The sequence below is a fragment of the Mesorhizobium sp. LjNodule214 genome, from assembly GCF_964252735.1.
Lineage (GTDB): Bacteria > Pseudomonadota > Alphaproteobacteria > Rhizobiales > Rhizobiaceae > Mesorhizobium.
Genome location: NZ_CAXUPE020000002.1, coordinates 2108885 through 2123673, shown reverse-complemented (window position 1 = coordinate 2123673; position 14789 = coordinate 2108885). Strand labels below are relative to the sequence as shown.

The following is a 14789-nucleotide window of genomic DNA, read 5'->3' as shown; positions in this document are numbered from 1 at the left end:
ATGACCGACACAGTCATTCAAGCCACCAATCTCTCCAAGGCCTACAGACTGGGGGTGGCGAACAACAGCTTCCCTACCTTGCGGGACGCGCTGGCCAGCGGCGCAAGGCGAATAATTCACGGGGAGCCAGATTTGGGTCGGCGCAACAGTGGAGACGATCAATTCTGGGCCCTGAGGGACGTCTCCTTCGAGGTGCGCGCAGGCGAAGTCCTTGCCGTGATCGGACCCAACGGCGCGGGAAAGAGCACCATTCTCAAGATATTGGCGCAGATTGTGGAGCCGACTTCCGGTCGCGCGAGGATACGCGGACGGCTGGGAGCTTTGCTGGAGGTCGGCACGGGGTTCCATGCGGAACTCACCGGCCGTGAGAACATCTATCTCAACGGAGCGATACTCGGCATGCGGCGCGCCGAGATCAGATCCAAGCTCGATGAGATCGTCGATTTCTCCGGCGTCGAGCCGTTTCTCGACACGCCCGTCAAGCGTTACTCAAGCGGTATGTACTTGCGGCTCGCCTTTGCCGTGGCGGCGCATGTCGAGCCCGACATCCTTGTCGTAGACGAGGTGCTGGCGGTCGGCGATGCGGCATTCCAGAAGAAGTGCATCGGCAAGGTGGGGCAGATCGCGCAGACTGGCCGCACGGTCATCTTCGTCAGCCACCAGTTGTCCGTGGTCCAGAAACTCTGCAACCGGGCGATCCTTATCGGCGACGGCACGATCAAGGCAGACGGCCCCACTGCAAAAGTGATCGAAACTTACCTTCGGACGATCACGGACCAGGCCGCGGAGGATCTCGCCACTCGCGCGGTCCGCTCCGGTCGCGGGCGGGTTCGCTTGACGGCGATCGAGATCGAAGGCGATGCGAGCGTCCCGACCTCCGGCCAGCGCACTCGTTTTCGTTTTCGTGCCGCTGGCGACCAGTCGCTGGTCGATTGTTCTTTCACAATCTACGATGAGTTCGGTGATGCCGTGACCTCATTCGACTCTGCCGAGCATTCTGACAGCGAGCTCGTCGGCGACAGTTTTGTTTGCGAGTTCCAGCCGTTGCTGCTGCGTCCCGGCCGCTATCGCATCAATGCCGCGCTGACATCGCGGGAGGGTGCGCTCGAGGATCACGTCGAGGGTGCGGCGACCTTCGATGTGCAGCCGGGCGTCCTCGGCGGACGGCTGGTCAATGCAGAGCCAGGGTACGGCAGCATGACGATGCCTCACCGCTGGACCAGGGGAACGTAGGCTAGGATATCGATGAATATACTGGTGGCCGGCTGGTTCAGTTTCGCGCGCGGGCACGCCACGGCCGGTGACCTGTTGTCACGCGACGTTCTTTGCCGATGGCTCGACGAAAGATCCATTGCCTACGATCTGGCGACCGATCCGCCCTTTGCCGGCGGCTTGAACTGGCGACTGCTCGATCCTGGCGACTATTCCCACGTGATCTTCGTTTGCGGTCCGTTTGGCCGCGGCGAATTTGAAGCGGAATTCCTCGGGCATTTCGCGGGATGCCGGCTCATCGGGCTGAACTTGTCGATGGACCTCCCGTTGGACGAATGGAACCCGTTCGATCTGCTGATCGAGCGTGACAGTTCAGCCGGAACCAATCCGGATATGGTCTTCGCGGCGCGGCAGGATCTTCCTCCGGTCGTCGGCGTCTGCCTCGTCGAGGAGCATCCGGGAGCGGAAGTCGCGCTCGCCAACGCGGCGATCGCGAAACTGATCGAAGCCCGCGAGCTCGCCGTCGTTGGCATCGACACGCGGCTCGACGTCAATGAGGGGGGTCTGCGCACCCCCGGAGAAGTCGAAGCGCTGATCGCGCGAGTCGACGTCCTCATTACGACGCGCCTGCACGGCCTCGTCCTTGCCCTGAAGAACGGCGTGCCGGCGCTTGCAATCGATCCGGTGCCGGGCAGCGGCAAGATCGCCAAGCAATGCACCCGGGTTGGCTGGCCGAACGTGCTCACGCTGGACCAGATCGACGAGCAGCAACTAGCGCAGGCGCTGGATTTCGCCTTGAGTCCCGAGGCAAGGCGGTTGGCAGGAGAGTGCGCGTCGGGCGCCGAGAAACTCCTGTTTCAAACCCGCGAGCGGCTGTTGGACAGCTTGACCGGTGACGAGGTCGAGGCCTCGTTCGGCGCCCGTCAATTGCCCGAGCGAATGGAAGCGTTCAGGGCCGGCCTTCAGCCAGTCGGCGATTTGACAGCAGAACGGAACGTTGTGGAGACGCCGCCTGCGGCCAAGTCGTGGAGACGTAAGGTTGTCCGGGGAGTTTTCACTATGCTTCGTCGAGGATGAAAGAGCCTCGGGCGTATCGCTGACGCACTCACCGATTGATGGTCACGATCTGCTGACGCTCCCGGTCATCAACCTGTAAAGGCGAGCAAGTCTTCGCGCAAAGCGATGACGAAGCCGCGCGAGCTGCATTGCGGCTTTCAATGACAGCCGATCGGCCTTGTTTCGAACGGTCGGCTCGCTGGTGTAAGGCGATCGCGCGAGGCGAATTGCGCGATCGAGCTTCGGATCCTTTAGCCCGCTTTTGACAACGTATTCGGCGAGCCAGTCGAGAAAGGGTGCGCGGGCAGGGTGTTTCCCCATGTGGTCGTAGAGCCCTCGCTCTGTGGCCGACGCCGATGCCGAACCGGGATGCTGGCGGTAGCGTGCGAGCGTTACAGGAGTGACAAAGACGGGAAAGCGCAGGAATAGCTTCGCCCACAGAGTCTGGTCTTCATAGAGCTCGAAGCGCTCCTCGAAGCCGCCAACCGTGGCAATCGCCCTTCTGCGCAAGAGCACGGAGCAAGTGCACGGAACGTGGCCGTCCTGCATCAGCAGAAGCCGCCTCAGAAGCCGGGGAGGCTGATGCAAACGTCTGGCAAGTCCGTCTGTCGGTTCGATCCAGTCGGGGCGCGCGCTATCAGGATACCACCATCTGGTTGGCCCGAAGATCATTGCGGCATCTGGGTTGGCATCGGCTGCCGCCAGGACCGTCTCGAGCATATGCGGTTCGTACAGATCGTCTGCATCGAGGAAGGCAAGCAAATCGCCGCTGCCGGCCTCTATTCCGGCGTTTCTCGCTGCCGCGGCGCCACGCTTGGATCCGGGAGGCCTGCGCAGCACCTTAATTCGGGGATCGGTTGCCGCAACATCAGTGGCGATCTCGACACTGTCATCCGTCGAGCCATCGTCGACCAGCAAGAGCTCCCAATCCGTAACCGTCTGGGCTCGGACGCTGGCGATCGCTTCGCCCAGAGTTGCCTCCGCATTGAGGAACGGTGTTATGATCGTCACCTGCGGCAGGGAAGTCATCGTTGAAGCCGTCTCTTGATACTTCGCTTGTTCGCATTCCAGGTTTCGCGCGCGAGCACTTTCCAGATTGCGGAACGAATGCGCAAAGAGGCGCCTTGATCCGCCATCACGCCATTCAGCCACTTGAGAAACGCGATGCGCGCGGCCTCGTCAGCGCCTGCCCTGGCGGAGGCAACAGAGCAGCTTTCAGCGTGCTGGCGGTATTTTGCCCAGATGCGGCCGGATACGTAGACGGGCGCGAAGGCGAGCGCCTTGGCAAAGAATGTCTGATCCTCGAACATCAGGCGAAAGCTGTTCTCGAATCCCCCAAGCGTTGCAAACAAGCTTGAACGCATCAGGGCATTGCAAGTTGTCGGCGTCTGGACCTCGTTCTGCAGCAGCAGCTCCAGCAGCATGGGTGGCTCATAACGGGCGTCTGGTTCGACGCCGAGCGGGTAGTAGAAGTCCGCACGATCAGCAGCCTCGTCCCAGCTATGCCAGATCAAAGTGCGGCCATAGATCATGCCTAGCGCCGGATCGCTTTCCATGATGGAGACTTGTTCGGTAAGCTTTTCGGGCAGCCATGTATCGTCTGCGTCGAGAAACGCGACATAGGCGCCGCGCGCCTCCGCCAGCCCACGGTTGCGCGAGGCACTGATACCATGATTGCGGTTGTCATGATGAGACAATAGCCGAACCTTGCCGGGCAGGCGCTGCTCATAGCCGCGTATGATGGCGGACGACTGGTCAGTCGAGCCATCGTCGACAACCAGGAGTTCCCAGTCGACGAAGCTTTGACCTACAATGCTGTCAACAGCTTCTCTAAGATACCTCTCACCGTTGAACACGACGATGATTGCCGTCACACGCGGCTGTCCGGCTGAATTGTCAGCCATGGCATAGCACCATGCGCCGAAAGTCAGCTTCACCCCAATCGCCGACCGCAACACGCGGCAATCGGAAAGGGTCGACGCGAGGCCCCGCTTCACGCGGCAGGGTGGTTACCGCATAGTACATGCCGGCAGACTTCACGGCATTGGCGGTGCTGCCATCGAAATCTCCAAACGGGTATGCGAATCCCACCACCCGCCGTCCTGTGATCTCCTCGCATTTTTGGCGGCTGCCTGAAATCTCGCGTTCAAGATCGTCCCGATTCAATAGCGGCAAGGATGGGTGCGTACAGGTGTGGGCGCCGATCGAAACGCCATCGGTGTCGGCGAGCTGCCGCAACTCCGAATGCGTCATGGCGCGATCGCGCTCTCGGGGACTGGCGTCGGTTCCTGCCCATCTTGCCAGCCGCTCCAGCGCCTTCTCGCGTTCGTGTGCTCTCAACGGCTTCAGCAGTGCGTGCAAGTCGAAATGGAGCGTCGTGCGGTTGATCGCGTTATTGGAGTCCGCTTGCATCGCGTCCTCCCTCACGCGCCAGTCGTAGTTTCGGCCAGCGATCTCGATCTCCAGAGCATTGGGGAGAGCTGGCATTTCCAAAATGATGCGGGATAGAATATCCCACCAGAACACTGACGGGTCGGTGATCGCATGGGTGGCAACGAAGACAGTCGCAGGACAGTTCATACGCCGCATGGTCGGCACGGCGTTTTCGAGGACATCCGCGTAGCCGTCGTCAAAGGTGATTGCCACCGCATTTCTCGGTAGCCGTCCCTCGCGAAGCCTTTGCGCCAGCCATTGCAGGGGAACAATGTCACGCGCTTTCGTCAAGACTTCGATCTGGCGGGCGAAATTTTGCGGCGAAACCGTGAGTTCCCAAGGATCGATGAGCGGTGCTCCGACGCGGTGATACATCAGCACGATAGGTCGATTGAAGCCGGCAAGCTGGCGCCCGCGTCGCAGGAGTTTGCTGACAGTTTGACGCGCAGTCACGGCGTCGCTCATCGCCTGAAAGCCCGTGCCGCGACTATTACTGGACAGCAGGGGTCATTCACATCAAGCAATGCCGAATTCAGCTCATGCTCTGCCAGGCCGTAGAGGAAGCCGGTAGCAGAATACGCGCTTCCATAGTGACTGACTTCGACGTTCTTCGTCCCAAACCTGTCCGACAGAAGTCGCCTCAGGGCACCCGGAGTAATCGACCAGTACCAGCTCCCGCCCCATTCTCCCCTGTCAATCGGGCTCACCCAAGGCACTGTAATCAGAAGCACGCCTCCCGGCTTCAGGATCCGCCACAGGGTTGCGACCGCAGCGGGTAGATCGAAAACAAGGTGCAGGGTCTGGGTGAGCACGATACAATCGAAGGTCTCGGAGGGCAGATCCTCACTCTTCGCCAGGTCACCCACGAAGGTTGTCAACGGGTGGCCGTCATAGCGGTTCAGAACATCGCTTGTGGTAACTCGACTGCCTCCGAAACGCATCGTATAGGCGTTGTCGCCAATCTCCAGGACCCTTCCGGATATGTTCAACGAACAGGACGCGAGGAAGGTCTCGACATAGCGGCGGTCCACCGGCTTGCCGCGATCAAAACCGAACTCCGTGCTGAAGGGTGCGGTACGCTCGAGGTCACCGAACCAGGCGCTCGAGCGGTGCCGACTTGAACGGCGCCTGAAGCGGCGCCGCAGCATCACGGCGGTCTGCATCGGCGCTGCAAGCGAAACGGCGATTGTGCTGCTGAGTTGACTGGCGAGCGAAGAACGGGATCGCAGCGCTGTACCAAGCTGTGCCAGTTGCATGTCCGCATAATAGAGCTTCCATTCTTCGATGCCCTGACGGTGGGCGGCCGCCCAATCAGGATTGGTCTGTGCGATGTTCCGCTGCCGGCGAAGGACTTTCAGCGCCGCGCGCAACATCATCGGATTGCTCTTTGACATATTGCTTGCGTGCCGACGGTAATCTGCAAGGCATTCCGGAGAGCAGGCTACCTTGTTCGCCCGTGATAGGCGAAGGTAGACGTCGTAGTCCTCGCAAGCCCGCAGTGACCGGTCAAATCCGCCGGCGGCTTCCAATGTCCTGCGGCGATAGAGCACCGCCGCATGCATTCCAATCAGGTTGCCGGTCAGGAACCCCGCATACGGGTCCTCGCCCGCCGACCTCAGTGGCACAGTATTCCTGACTGCACCGGCCTCGTCAATGTCGCGGTAGGCACCGTAGACCAACGCGCAATCGGGATTGTGGTGAAACAAGGCAAGATTGGTGGCGAGCGCCACCGGGCGCAGCCTGTCGTCGGCATCCAGGAAGGCAATGAATTCGCCGCGCGCTGCCGTCATCCCGGTGTTGCGCGCAGCGGCCAAACCCTGGTTTTTTTGGCGGATGTAGTGGACGTCGTCATATCGACGAACAACACTTTCGGGATTGTCCGACGACCCATCGTCCACAATGATGATCTCATCGGGCTTTACGGTCTGGTTGCGGACACTGTCGATCGCTTCGGCAAGGAACCGCGCATGATTATAGGTCGTGATGACAACCGAAACGCTGGATGCAGCGGGGCCGGCGGTCATCTCTCACCCGCCCCGTTTCGGCAGGTCGGGTAGCCCGCAAAAGTCAACCAGCCGACCGATCGCCGGCATGCTTCCTCGAAGCTAACAGAAGGTTGGTATCCGAGCTCATGCTCGGCCTTGTGCCATGGAAGTTTCGTCTGGCACTGGTGCAAAAGCGCGCGCTCTTCCGATACCATGACCGTTGGGGCCATGGTCGCACCGGTCGCATTGCGTTCTGCCTTCCGCCACTCGGCATAGCCTGCCTTCAGTCCGCTGCGAATTGGCCTTGGCAGGCTTCGTATAAGCCGCCGATATCCTTCGCTTTCCTTCAGCCTTTGTTTCCAGCTCGGAACAAATGACAAGGGCGCCGAAGCCGAAATCGTGGCCAGGTCGAACCCCAGTGCCTCGGCGATCGGTCGGCAAAGATCTGCCCAACTGATCTCTTCCCGGTCTCCGATCAGATAGGTTCGGCCAGCCGCCTCGGGCACTTCGATGGCAAGCTTGATCGCGTGAATGACATTGTCGACATAGGCGCTGTTGCAGATACCGTGGCCGCCATCTACCAGGTAGGCGGAACCGTCAATGAGTTCGTCGGCAAAACCACCGGTCCAACTGGAGCGTGGGCCAAAGACAATTCCAGGCCGCAGCACCACGACCTGCACCGCGCCGTCGCGTGACAGTTGCCCGAGTCGGCGTTCGGCATGCACCTTCGCATTGTTGTACTCGATCGTCTGATCGTCATGCAGCGCGCTCGTTTCGTCCGTCCCGGGCGGGGGCGATTGGCCATGAACGGAAGCGCTGCTGAGATAGATCAGACGAAGCACGCCGGCAGCGGCGGCTGCACGATAGACGGGTTCGATAGCATCGACGATCGTGCGGGCATCGCCGGCAACTGCATGGACGACGTACTGACAGCCTGCAAAGGCCGCGGTAAGAGCCCGAAGATCACACGCATCCGCCATCATTGCGTCTATCGCAAAGCGAGACAGACTGGCCAAAGCATCCGGCCTGCGAACGATCGGCCTCACATTCGCCCAGCCGGAAAGGTGCAGCAACTCCACGGTGCGGCAACCTATGAAGCCGTTGGCGCCAAGCACTGCAACTGTGCCGGTCATTGTCTGGTTCCGGTGGAAGCAGCGATATGGAGAAATTCTTCCGGACCGAGCCAGGGCATGTCCATCAGTTTCCGTCTGGCATAGCATCCTTCGACCAGATCGAGCACATTGCGCCCAGCGCTGGCCGGCACGGAAAGGGGCCCCCCGTTCCGGACCGCATCCACCAAGCCCGAAATCTGATCGCAAAACGCCTCGACAAAATCGCGCGACCGGCCGTCGGCATTGGTGAAGGAAGCGAAGCCTTTCGTGCGACTTCTATTCAAGGCGACCTCCACAGTCTCGGTCTCATTGACTGTCCAGGAAATCGAACCAAGTTCGCCCTCAAGGCGATACAGATTCGGGCGAGCCCAATCCCGGCTCAACCTGACCGTCGCGTCGAAGCCGCCAAAACGCAGCCGGACAAGGCAGTTTGCCTCGACGCCGCCCATTGCGTCATCGGCGTAGTGGATTTCGTCGGGTTCTCCAAACCACCAGGTCAGGAGGTCAAGGCAATGCGTGCCGATATCCTGAAGCACGCCACCACCGGACTCCGCGAAACTGAAATAGCTCATCGAAGCCACGGGCCACTGGAAGGAGCCGCCCTCAAAACAACTGACGCTTCGCAGCCGTCCGATCAATCCGCTTTCCAGCATGGCCTTTATCGACCGCGTCGCAGGGAACTGCCTTCTGATGAGCCCTGTTGCCACATGAAGCTTGTTGGCTGCCGCTGCCGCAAGGGTACGATCCGCCTCGGAGCTGCTCGTGGCCATCGGCTTTTCGCACAGAACATGCATCCCGGCTTCCAACGCCCGTATCGACTGATCGGCGTGATATCGAGGTGGCGAAGCAATGATCGCAATATCGGCGTCCATAGCCAAAAGGCCCTCGAAACTGGCCGTAACCTTGGCTGACGGCAGTCGCGCCTGAACGAGTGCGGCCTGCTTCGCTTCCGGATCGAATATCCCCGCGACGGCAACTTGGCCTCTGCTGTGAAGGCGTGAAAGCGCTTCCGCATAGTAGAGCTTTGTGACGGCGCCACATCCGGCCAAAACGAGCCGGACCGGTTCATTTTTCCGGGGTCCTGCAGGCCGTTGCCCGGTTTCAACCAGGATGGACAATCCTGCCTCCCTGTCTTGCAACGAGCCGCAGCATACGCCCAATTGTCTTGAGTGAGGGATCGAAGCGGAACGCTTCGCTCATCTGCGCCAGGCATCCAGCCCAATCGCCGGCGCTAAACAGTCGCCGCGCAGTTTCGAGAGCGCTAAGCGCATAGGTCCGCCGGGCCGACGCCGCGACATCGTCCGCAAGCTCGGCTGGAAGATAGCTCTTGAAAATATCGATCGCCATTCGCGTGTAGGCCATGTCCTTGGCACTTCGGATATGGCGCCCTGTGTTCGATTGAGGGTGCATCCGATAGAGAGCAAGGGCCTGCGGCTCGTACCAGACAGGAAACCGAGAAGCGATGCGGACCCACATCTCCCAGTCTTCACTGCATTTCAGCCGCCGGTCGAACGCGCCGAGTTCTTCGTAGACCGCGCGCCGCACCACGATTGATGGCGTCATGATGTGCTGTTCCAGCGCCAGTCGAACCGCCGCATTCTCGAGCCGTCCGGGACTTGACTGCATTGCAGGCGGAATCGACAGCTCCTGTCCGTGGGCATCCATGAAGATCGCCCGGCAGAATGCCGCGCCCGTACTCGGGTCCGCATCGAAGCCTCGTCCGAGCAGTTCGTAGAAGCCGGGGCGGACCGCATCGTCGCCGTGCAGGAGATGCACGAGTTCGCCCTGGGCACGATCCAGGCAGGTATGGAAGTTGCCGATATGCCCTAGGTTCTGCGGCTGGTGGAAAAAGCCGACGCGGTTCCTGCCGACCTCATTCAAGACTCTTTGCGGATCATCTGAGGAACAGTCGTCAACCACTTCGATTTGCATCTGAGCCGGGCCGGGGTCCTGCGCCAGCACGCTTTCCAGCGTTGCGGCAAGAAAGCGGGCGCAGTTATAGGCGGGGATCATCACCGACCATTTCGGGCGAGCAGCCGCCGGTCGCAACGGCGAGATCGGATCGCGATACTCGAAGTCGCGGACCGTCGTCATCTCGGGAGCACCGAGGACTTCAGCAGGTGCAGCCCCAACCTGGCAATGTCGCGTTTAGGCACATCATGTCCGACACCACCGCCGCGAAGGCTCCGCAGGAAGCACAATCTGGCAGATGGCAAATCGCCTTCTACCAGATACCGCATCGACCATTCATAGAAGTAGCGGGAGCAGCCGCAACGCGCAGAATTTGCCCCTCGAGTGTCCAGAACCTGCGCCATGCGCCGGTAGAATGCTTCGATCGCATCCAGCTTGGGTCGATTTGGCAGTGCCGATATGAGTCCGCCCGGATGCAGACGGTAGACCCCTGCTACCTCGTCGACGAAGGCGAGATCTGCTGTCCTTGCGCAAAGCACATACAGCGGCCAGTCAGTGATCGGAAAGAAATCGGCATACCACGACGGCAGGTTTTGAACGCACGCGGTTCGCATCATGCCTGCGCAAGTTGCGAACGGGTTGCCTTCCCAGATATCCCTTTGCGTCACGATGGGCTTCTGGTCCGCCCGCGTCCACCGTGTCGAAGTGACCTCATCGCCATCCGCCACGACTGCATTATAGAATATTGCGGAGAGTTCCGGGTGCGCGTCGAGATGGGCCGCCTGATCTTTCAGCTTGGTCCTGGATGTCCACAGGTCGTCGCCATCGAGGATCGAGACGTAGCGCCCACGCGCCACCCGGAGTCCTCGCGCGACGACTTCGTTCGATCTCACATTGTTGCCGGAATAGATCGCCGACAGCCTTTCAGGATGGTTGGAAACATATCGCTCGACAATCTCCCGGGTACCGTCGGTCGAAAAGTCTTCACTGATCAATATCTCGACACCGAAATCGGCCTCTTGCATGAGAGCGCTGTCGATTGCGGCCGCCACGTAGCGTGCGTGATTGTAAGTGACAATAAGGACGGTCACGCGAACCGTTGATTCATTCACCTTCCGCTCCGCAATACATGCCGACCGCCTATCTCAGATCATGCCGGCTCTAGATCGCATGGGCTGCCCTCATTTCCGCAATTTCACCATTGCCCTCAAACCAGCGTAGGGTGCGCACGAGACCCTCTTCATAGGGCACCTTGCACGACCACCCCGGCAGGATTCTTCGGCACAGGGTCAGGTCAGGACGCCGGTTGGTCGGATCCTGCGGCGTCGGCTCATCATGAACAATTGTCGTTCCGGGAATGAGGCCCGCAACATATTGCGCGATCTCAATCACCGAAATTTCCCGGTCGTTTCCTACGTTGACTGCTCCCACATGATTGAAGTTCTCCAGCCAGAACAGCCGTTCGAGCCCATCGACAATATCGTCGACATAACCCCAGCTGCGGGTTTGGAGACCATCACCATGAACGACGATCGGCTTGCCGGACAACGCATTGGCGATAAAGTTGGAAACAGCCCGTCCATCATCGGCTCGGGTGCGCGGACCGTAGACGTTAAAGATCCTGGCAACCCGCACATCGACGCCACGAACCCGGTTGCTCTCGAAGAGGAGCGCCTCGGTGCAGCGCTTGCCTTCGTCGTAGGAAGAGCGCGGGCCCGTACAGTCCACTGCCCCCCGATACGTCTCGGGCAGCGGGTTGACCAACGGGTTTCCATAAACCTCCGAGGACGACGCAAAGCAGATTCGCCCACCCTTCTTGAGCAGCTTCAAGAGCCGCATGGCGCCAATCAGATTTGCTGAGATTGTACGCTCGGGCTCCCGCATGTAGACTGGCGGCGACGCGGGCGACGCAAGATGAAAAATCTCGTCGAATTGGAAATCGGATTTGAAATGCTCCACCTCGGAGCGGACCAGCACCAGGCGTTGATCTCGGATATGATCAATGTTTTCAGCCCTGCCGGTCCATAGGCTGTCGACCACAACCAGCATGTCCAAATCGTTTCTTTTGAGCAGCCGGTCGACCAGGTGCGACCCGATGAATCCTGCTCCTCCAGCCAGCAACAGCTTCTTCATCTCATGTCTCGAGGGGACGGAGTAGGCTGTCGGAATTCGTGTTCTCGTTGGGCATTGCAAGCGTCCCTTGTTCAGGAGGCCGGGTCAAATAGGCTCCGCTTGGTCCAAGCTTCTCGTCCATTACCGCAAGATTGCTGAGCCCCACGCGGTAGTTGGCATTCCCGGCGGAATCCGCAAAATCATGAATGGAGTAGCTCCAAAAATTTCCTCCGATCTCCGAGCCGCGGTCCTGGCTTTCCGGTTGGGGAAGCGCTCGCTTCACGTTGCGCAAGAAGATGGCCGCGAATGCTGCAACGAGTTTCGCGAACTGCACAGGTGATCGCCAGAGCATTTTGGCGCAGTGCCTGGCGACCGCAGCAAATCGGTGCGTCATTAGCCCAAGCTTGGCAATCTCGACATCGGTGAGGAAGATCGCATCCAGCAGGACAGGCTTCACCGCCTCCGTGCAGCGGGCAAGTACGCTCTCGAGCACCAACCGACGCGAGATGAGCATTCGCACGAAATCTGCCGACATATTCCCTGGCGTTCGGCGATATCCGACAAGATGTTCCTCAACGACGCCGAAACGGTATTTCGAGGCAATGCTCTGTTGGATGAAGAAGTCCTCGCAACCCTCTGCACCGCTCTCGCGCAGTCGCGAGGAGTAGCCACCCATTTCGAAGAGAACATCGCGCCGAAACATCGCCGAACTGCCGTTGCCGATGAAATTTTGTCCGAGATGCTGCATGAACACCCATCCATTCGGGTGCGTCCGCTTCGGCGTCGTGATCACCATATCATCGGCATCAATCGTCCGGTAAAGTGTATAGACAAGCCCTAGATCATTGCCAGCCGCAGCGAAAACTCGCAGTTGCTTGTCGAGCTTGGTCGGGTGCCAGAGGTCATCGGCGTCTACGGGCGCTATAAACGTGCCTTTGCTTGCCCGCATCCCCGCATTGCGCGCCGACGCGACGCCACCATTCTTCTGTTGGAGCAACTTGATGCGCCCGTCGCCATCAGACAGTCGTCTAACGATCGATGCTGTTCCGTCGGTCGAACCATCGTCAACGACTATTATTTCGATATTCCTATGCGTTTGGGCGAGCACGGACGCCAAGGTACGCTCGATGAATGGTTCCGCGTTGTAGGCAGGGATGATAACCGCCACGAGCGCGTGGGCAGAATGTTGTGAATTGCCCGCCAACTCCGCCATCCCTAGTCACGCCCGAACGAAGAGCACTGCGATCGCCCCCAGATTGGCCAGAAATGATTTTTGGACAATTCATCAATAAGACAATCAAGCAGCCCAGAGTTCGCAAAGACCTGACGAGAGTTTGACGGACAGAGTGTCATCTAAACCCTTCTCCGCTGGTATGCAGGCGTTCGCAAAAATCGCTGAATGTCTTTGGTTTTCAGCGTTCTTCGTCTGCTGCTATCCGCCGCAACGCTAGGCACAGAGTTGCTGGGATGGGTCGTTCACTGGACATATTAGCTGAAACTACTATTCGTGCCAAGGAGCTGAAACCGGGCGATATAGCGTATCCAGGCACGCGGCAATCACGTCGTTGCCCAGACCCTGAGCGGCCATCAGAACTCTCTTGGCCCGGATCACATCTCGATAGGACACCTCTGCGCCTCTCCAATACAAATATTGGCTGGCTAGTTCGCGACCGCCGCTCCTGTTGGGTCCTGCAGCGTAACTGTGATGGTGTCACCCGGAGCGAGCAGGGTATCTTCAGTCGCCCCGGTCGTCTCTGTCTGTCCGTCATTGGAACGGGTTACACCTATCGTAACCCGCCGGCTCCCCTCGGCCACAAGGTCGCTGCGCAACTGCCTCACATAGGCGATTTGTTTGGCCAACGAATCCATCTCGGCGCGCATTTGCGTCATCGCCGCGCTTTCGGTCTGCAAGGTAGCCAGCAGGTCAATTCGACTTTGATCGGCAAGCTTCTCGAGGTTTCGCTGCAAATCACCTTGGTCGCGTTCAAGTCGAGAGATCTCAGCGTTGGTTTGCAAAGCGCGGGTCGCTGACAAGAACACTGCGCGTTGAGCATCGTTGACTCTGGTGATCTGGATCAGACCTTTTTCGAAGAGCTTCTTGAGGCGAACAAGTTCCGCCGCATCCGCTGCCGCGCCCGCTTGATCCGCCTTCTGCTGCTCCTTCAGATAGCCCATCCGTTCGGCAGCTTTGGTCGTGGCCAACTTGATTGAAGCGCGCTCCTTCTCCTGATCCGCATAGAGAGCTTCAAGATGCTTCTGCTCCTGTTGCAAAGCTTCGTCGCGACGAGGTTCGAGGCTCGGGTCACGTTGTGCGTCCGCAACCTCAATCGCCTTGGCGCCGCTCAGCTGCGCCTTTATCCGAGCAACTTTGATTTCGCTTTCCTGATACTGGATGCGCAGAACGTCAAGGCGGCCGCCAAGGTCCGCCACAGTCAGATCAGGGTTTGCAACCTCACCGCGACCGAGCTTATAGCCGCCGCCAGCCGCCACAGCTTGTCGCACAGTCATCCCTGGTCTGAAGGGCTGAGTCCCAGGAGTGGCAATGTCCCCGTCGATATAGATGGGTCTGTATTCTTCAATATCAACAATAATCTGATCTGGATAGAAACTTGTCCAATTCTCAGTGCCATCAGCAGATCGTTGCGGAAGGGACTTCGGTTTTAGAGCCTCGATTACCTCTTTGCGAACATCCTCTATTGTCTTCTGGAGAACGTTTAGGGGGCCTAAGACCGGCAACACAATTATACCGCTCTGATCGATAACAGCTCGCTTTTGCATCTCGGGATAGCCTATGACAGCGAAGCCGATCACGTCGCCAGTCTGCAGACGGTACTCGTCGACATTGTGCTCCTCAGCCAGGGCAGAGCCATTCGACAGATTCGCGTATGCGAACAACAAAAATATACACGCGGACGCGGCGCAGCTGCCTGCCCACCACCGCGCCGATCTATTCGACATTTGTGCTCAC

Annotated in this window: 13 protein-coding genes; 2 read left to right on the top strand and 11 right to left on the bottom strand. The window is 59.3% G+C overall.

Features of this window, described 5'->3' with window-relative positions; genetic code table 11:
* Both ACSQ3Z_RS23990 and ACSQ3Z_RS23985 read left to right on the top strand, forming a co-directional pair.
* On the top strand, positions 1-1233 hold the full coding sequence (locus tag ACSQ3Z_RS23990) for an ABC transporter ATP-binding protein (RefSeq protein WP_436173729.1): 1233 nt from the start codon (positions 1-3) through the stop codon (positions 1231-1233).
* A gap of 12 nt (positions 1234-1245) precedes the next feature.
* Positions 1246-2289 (top strand): polysaccharide pyruvyl transferase family protein, encoded by a 1044-nt coding sequence (locus ACSQ3Z_RS23985; RefSeq protein ID WP_436173728.1) that lies wholly within the window; start codon positions 1246-1248, stop codon positions 2287-2289.
* A 42-nt stretch (positions 2290-2331) separates the two neighbouring features.
* Here the strand turns inward: ACSQ3Z_RS23985 and ACSQ3Z_RS23980 are convergent, their stop codons facing one another.
* From ACSQ3Z_RS23980 to ACSQ3Z_RS23930, 11 genes are all read right to left on the bottom strand, one after another.
* On the bottom strand, positions 2332-3297 hold the full coding sequence (locus ACSQ3Z_RS23980; RefSeq protein ID WP_436173727.1) for a glycosyltransferase family 2 protein: 966 nt from the start codon (positions 3295-3297) through the stop codon (positions 2332-2334).
* Positions 3294-4172, bottom strand: coding sequence for a glycosyltransferase family 2 protein (locus ACSQ3Z_RS23975; protein WP_436173726.1), 879 nt, complete (start codon positions 4170-4172; stop codon positions 3294-3296). The genes ACSQ3Z_RS23980 and ACSQ3Z_RS23975 overlap by 4 nt, the downstream gene beginning before the upstream one ends.
* Positions 4165-5166, bottom strand: a complete 1002-nt coding sequence (locus ACSQ3Z_RS23970) for a polysaccharide deacetylase family protein (protein ID WP_436173725.1) — start codon at positions 5164-5166, stop codon at positions 4165-4167. The genes ACSQ3Z_RS23975 and ACSQ3Z_RS23970 overlap by 8 nt, the downstream gene beginning before the upstream one ends.
* Positions 5163-6725: a glycosyltransferase gene (locus tag ACSQ3Z_RS23965; protein WP_436173724.1), complete on the bottom strand. Its 1563-nt coding sequence runs from the start codon at positions 6723-6725 to the stop codon at positions 5163-5165. The genes ACSQ3Z_RS23970 and ACSQ3Z_RS23965 overlap by 4 nt, the downstream gene beginning before the upstream one ends.
* Positions 6722-7819, bottom strand: coding sequence for an NAD-dependent epimerase/dehydratase family protein (locus ACSQ3Z_RS23960; RefSeq protein WP_436173723.1), 1098 nt, complete (start codon positions 7817-7819; stop codon positions 6722-6724). Before ACSQ3Z_RS23960 ends, ACSQ3Z_RS23965 begins: the two co-directional genes overlap by 4 nt.
* The gene (locus ACSQ3Z_RS23955; protein WP_436173722.1) at positions 7816-8916 is read right to left on the bottom strand and encodes a Gfo/Idh/MocA family protein; all 1101 of its coding nucleotides are present in this window, start codon (positions 8914-8916) and stop codon (positions 7816-7818) included. Before ACSQ3Z_RS23955 ends, ACSQ3Z_RS23960 begins: the two co-directional genes overlap by 4 nt.
* Entirely contained in the window at positions 8900-9892 is a 993-nt protein-coding gene (locus tag ACSQ3Z_RS23950; RefSeq protein ID WP_436173721.1) for a glycosyltransferase family 2 protein, read from the bottom strand. Before ACSQ3Z_RS23950 ends, ACSQ3Z_RS23955 begins: the two co-directional genes overlap by 17 nt.
* Entirely contained in the window at positions 9889-10821 is a 933-nt protein-coding gene (locus ACSQ3Z_RS23945) for a glycosyltransferase family 2 protein (RefSeq protein ID WP_436173720.1), read from the bottom strand. Before ACSQ3Z_RS23945 ends, ACSQ3Z_RS23950 begins: the two co-directional genes overlap by 4 nt.
* 49 nt (positions 10822-10870) lie before the next feature.
* Positions 10871-11842: an NAD-dependent epimerase/dehydratase family protein gene (locus ACSQ3Z_RS23940; protein WP_436173719.1), complete on the bottom strand. Its 972-nt coding sequence runs from the start codon at positions 11840-11842 to the stop codon at positions 10871-10873.
* A gap of 1 nt (position 11843) precedes the next feature.
* Complete coding sequence (locus tag ACSQ3Z_RS23935; RefSeq protein ID WP_436173718.1) at positions 11844-13034, bottom strand: glycosyltransferase family 2 protein; 1191 nt, start codon at positions 13032-13034, stop codon at positions 11844-11846.
* Between the two features lie 446 nt (positions 13035-13480).
* Positions 13481-14779, bottom strand: a complete 1299-nt coding sequence (locus tag ACSQ3Z_RS23930) for a polysaccharide biosynthesis/export family protein (RefSeq protein ID WP_436173717.1) — start codon at positions 14777-14779, stop codon at positions 13481-13483.
* Positions 14780-14789: the final 10 nt, after the last annotated feature.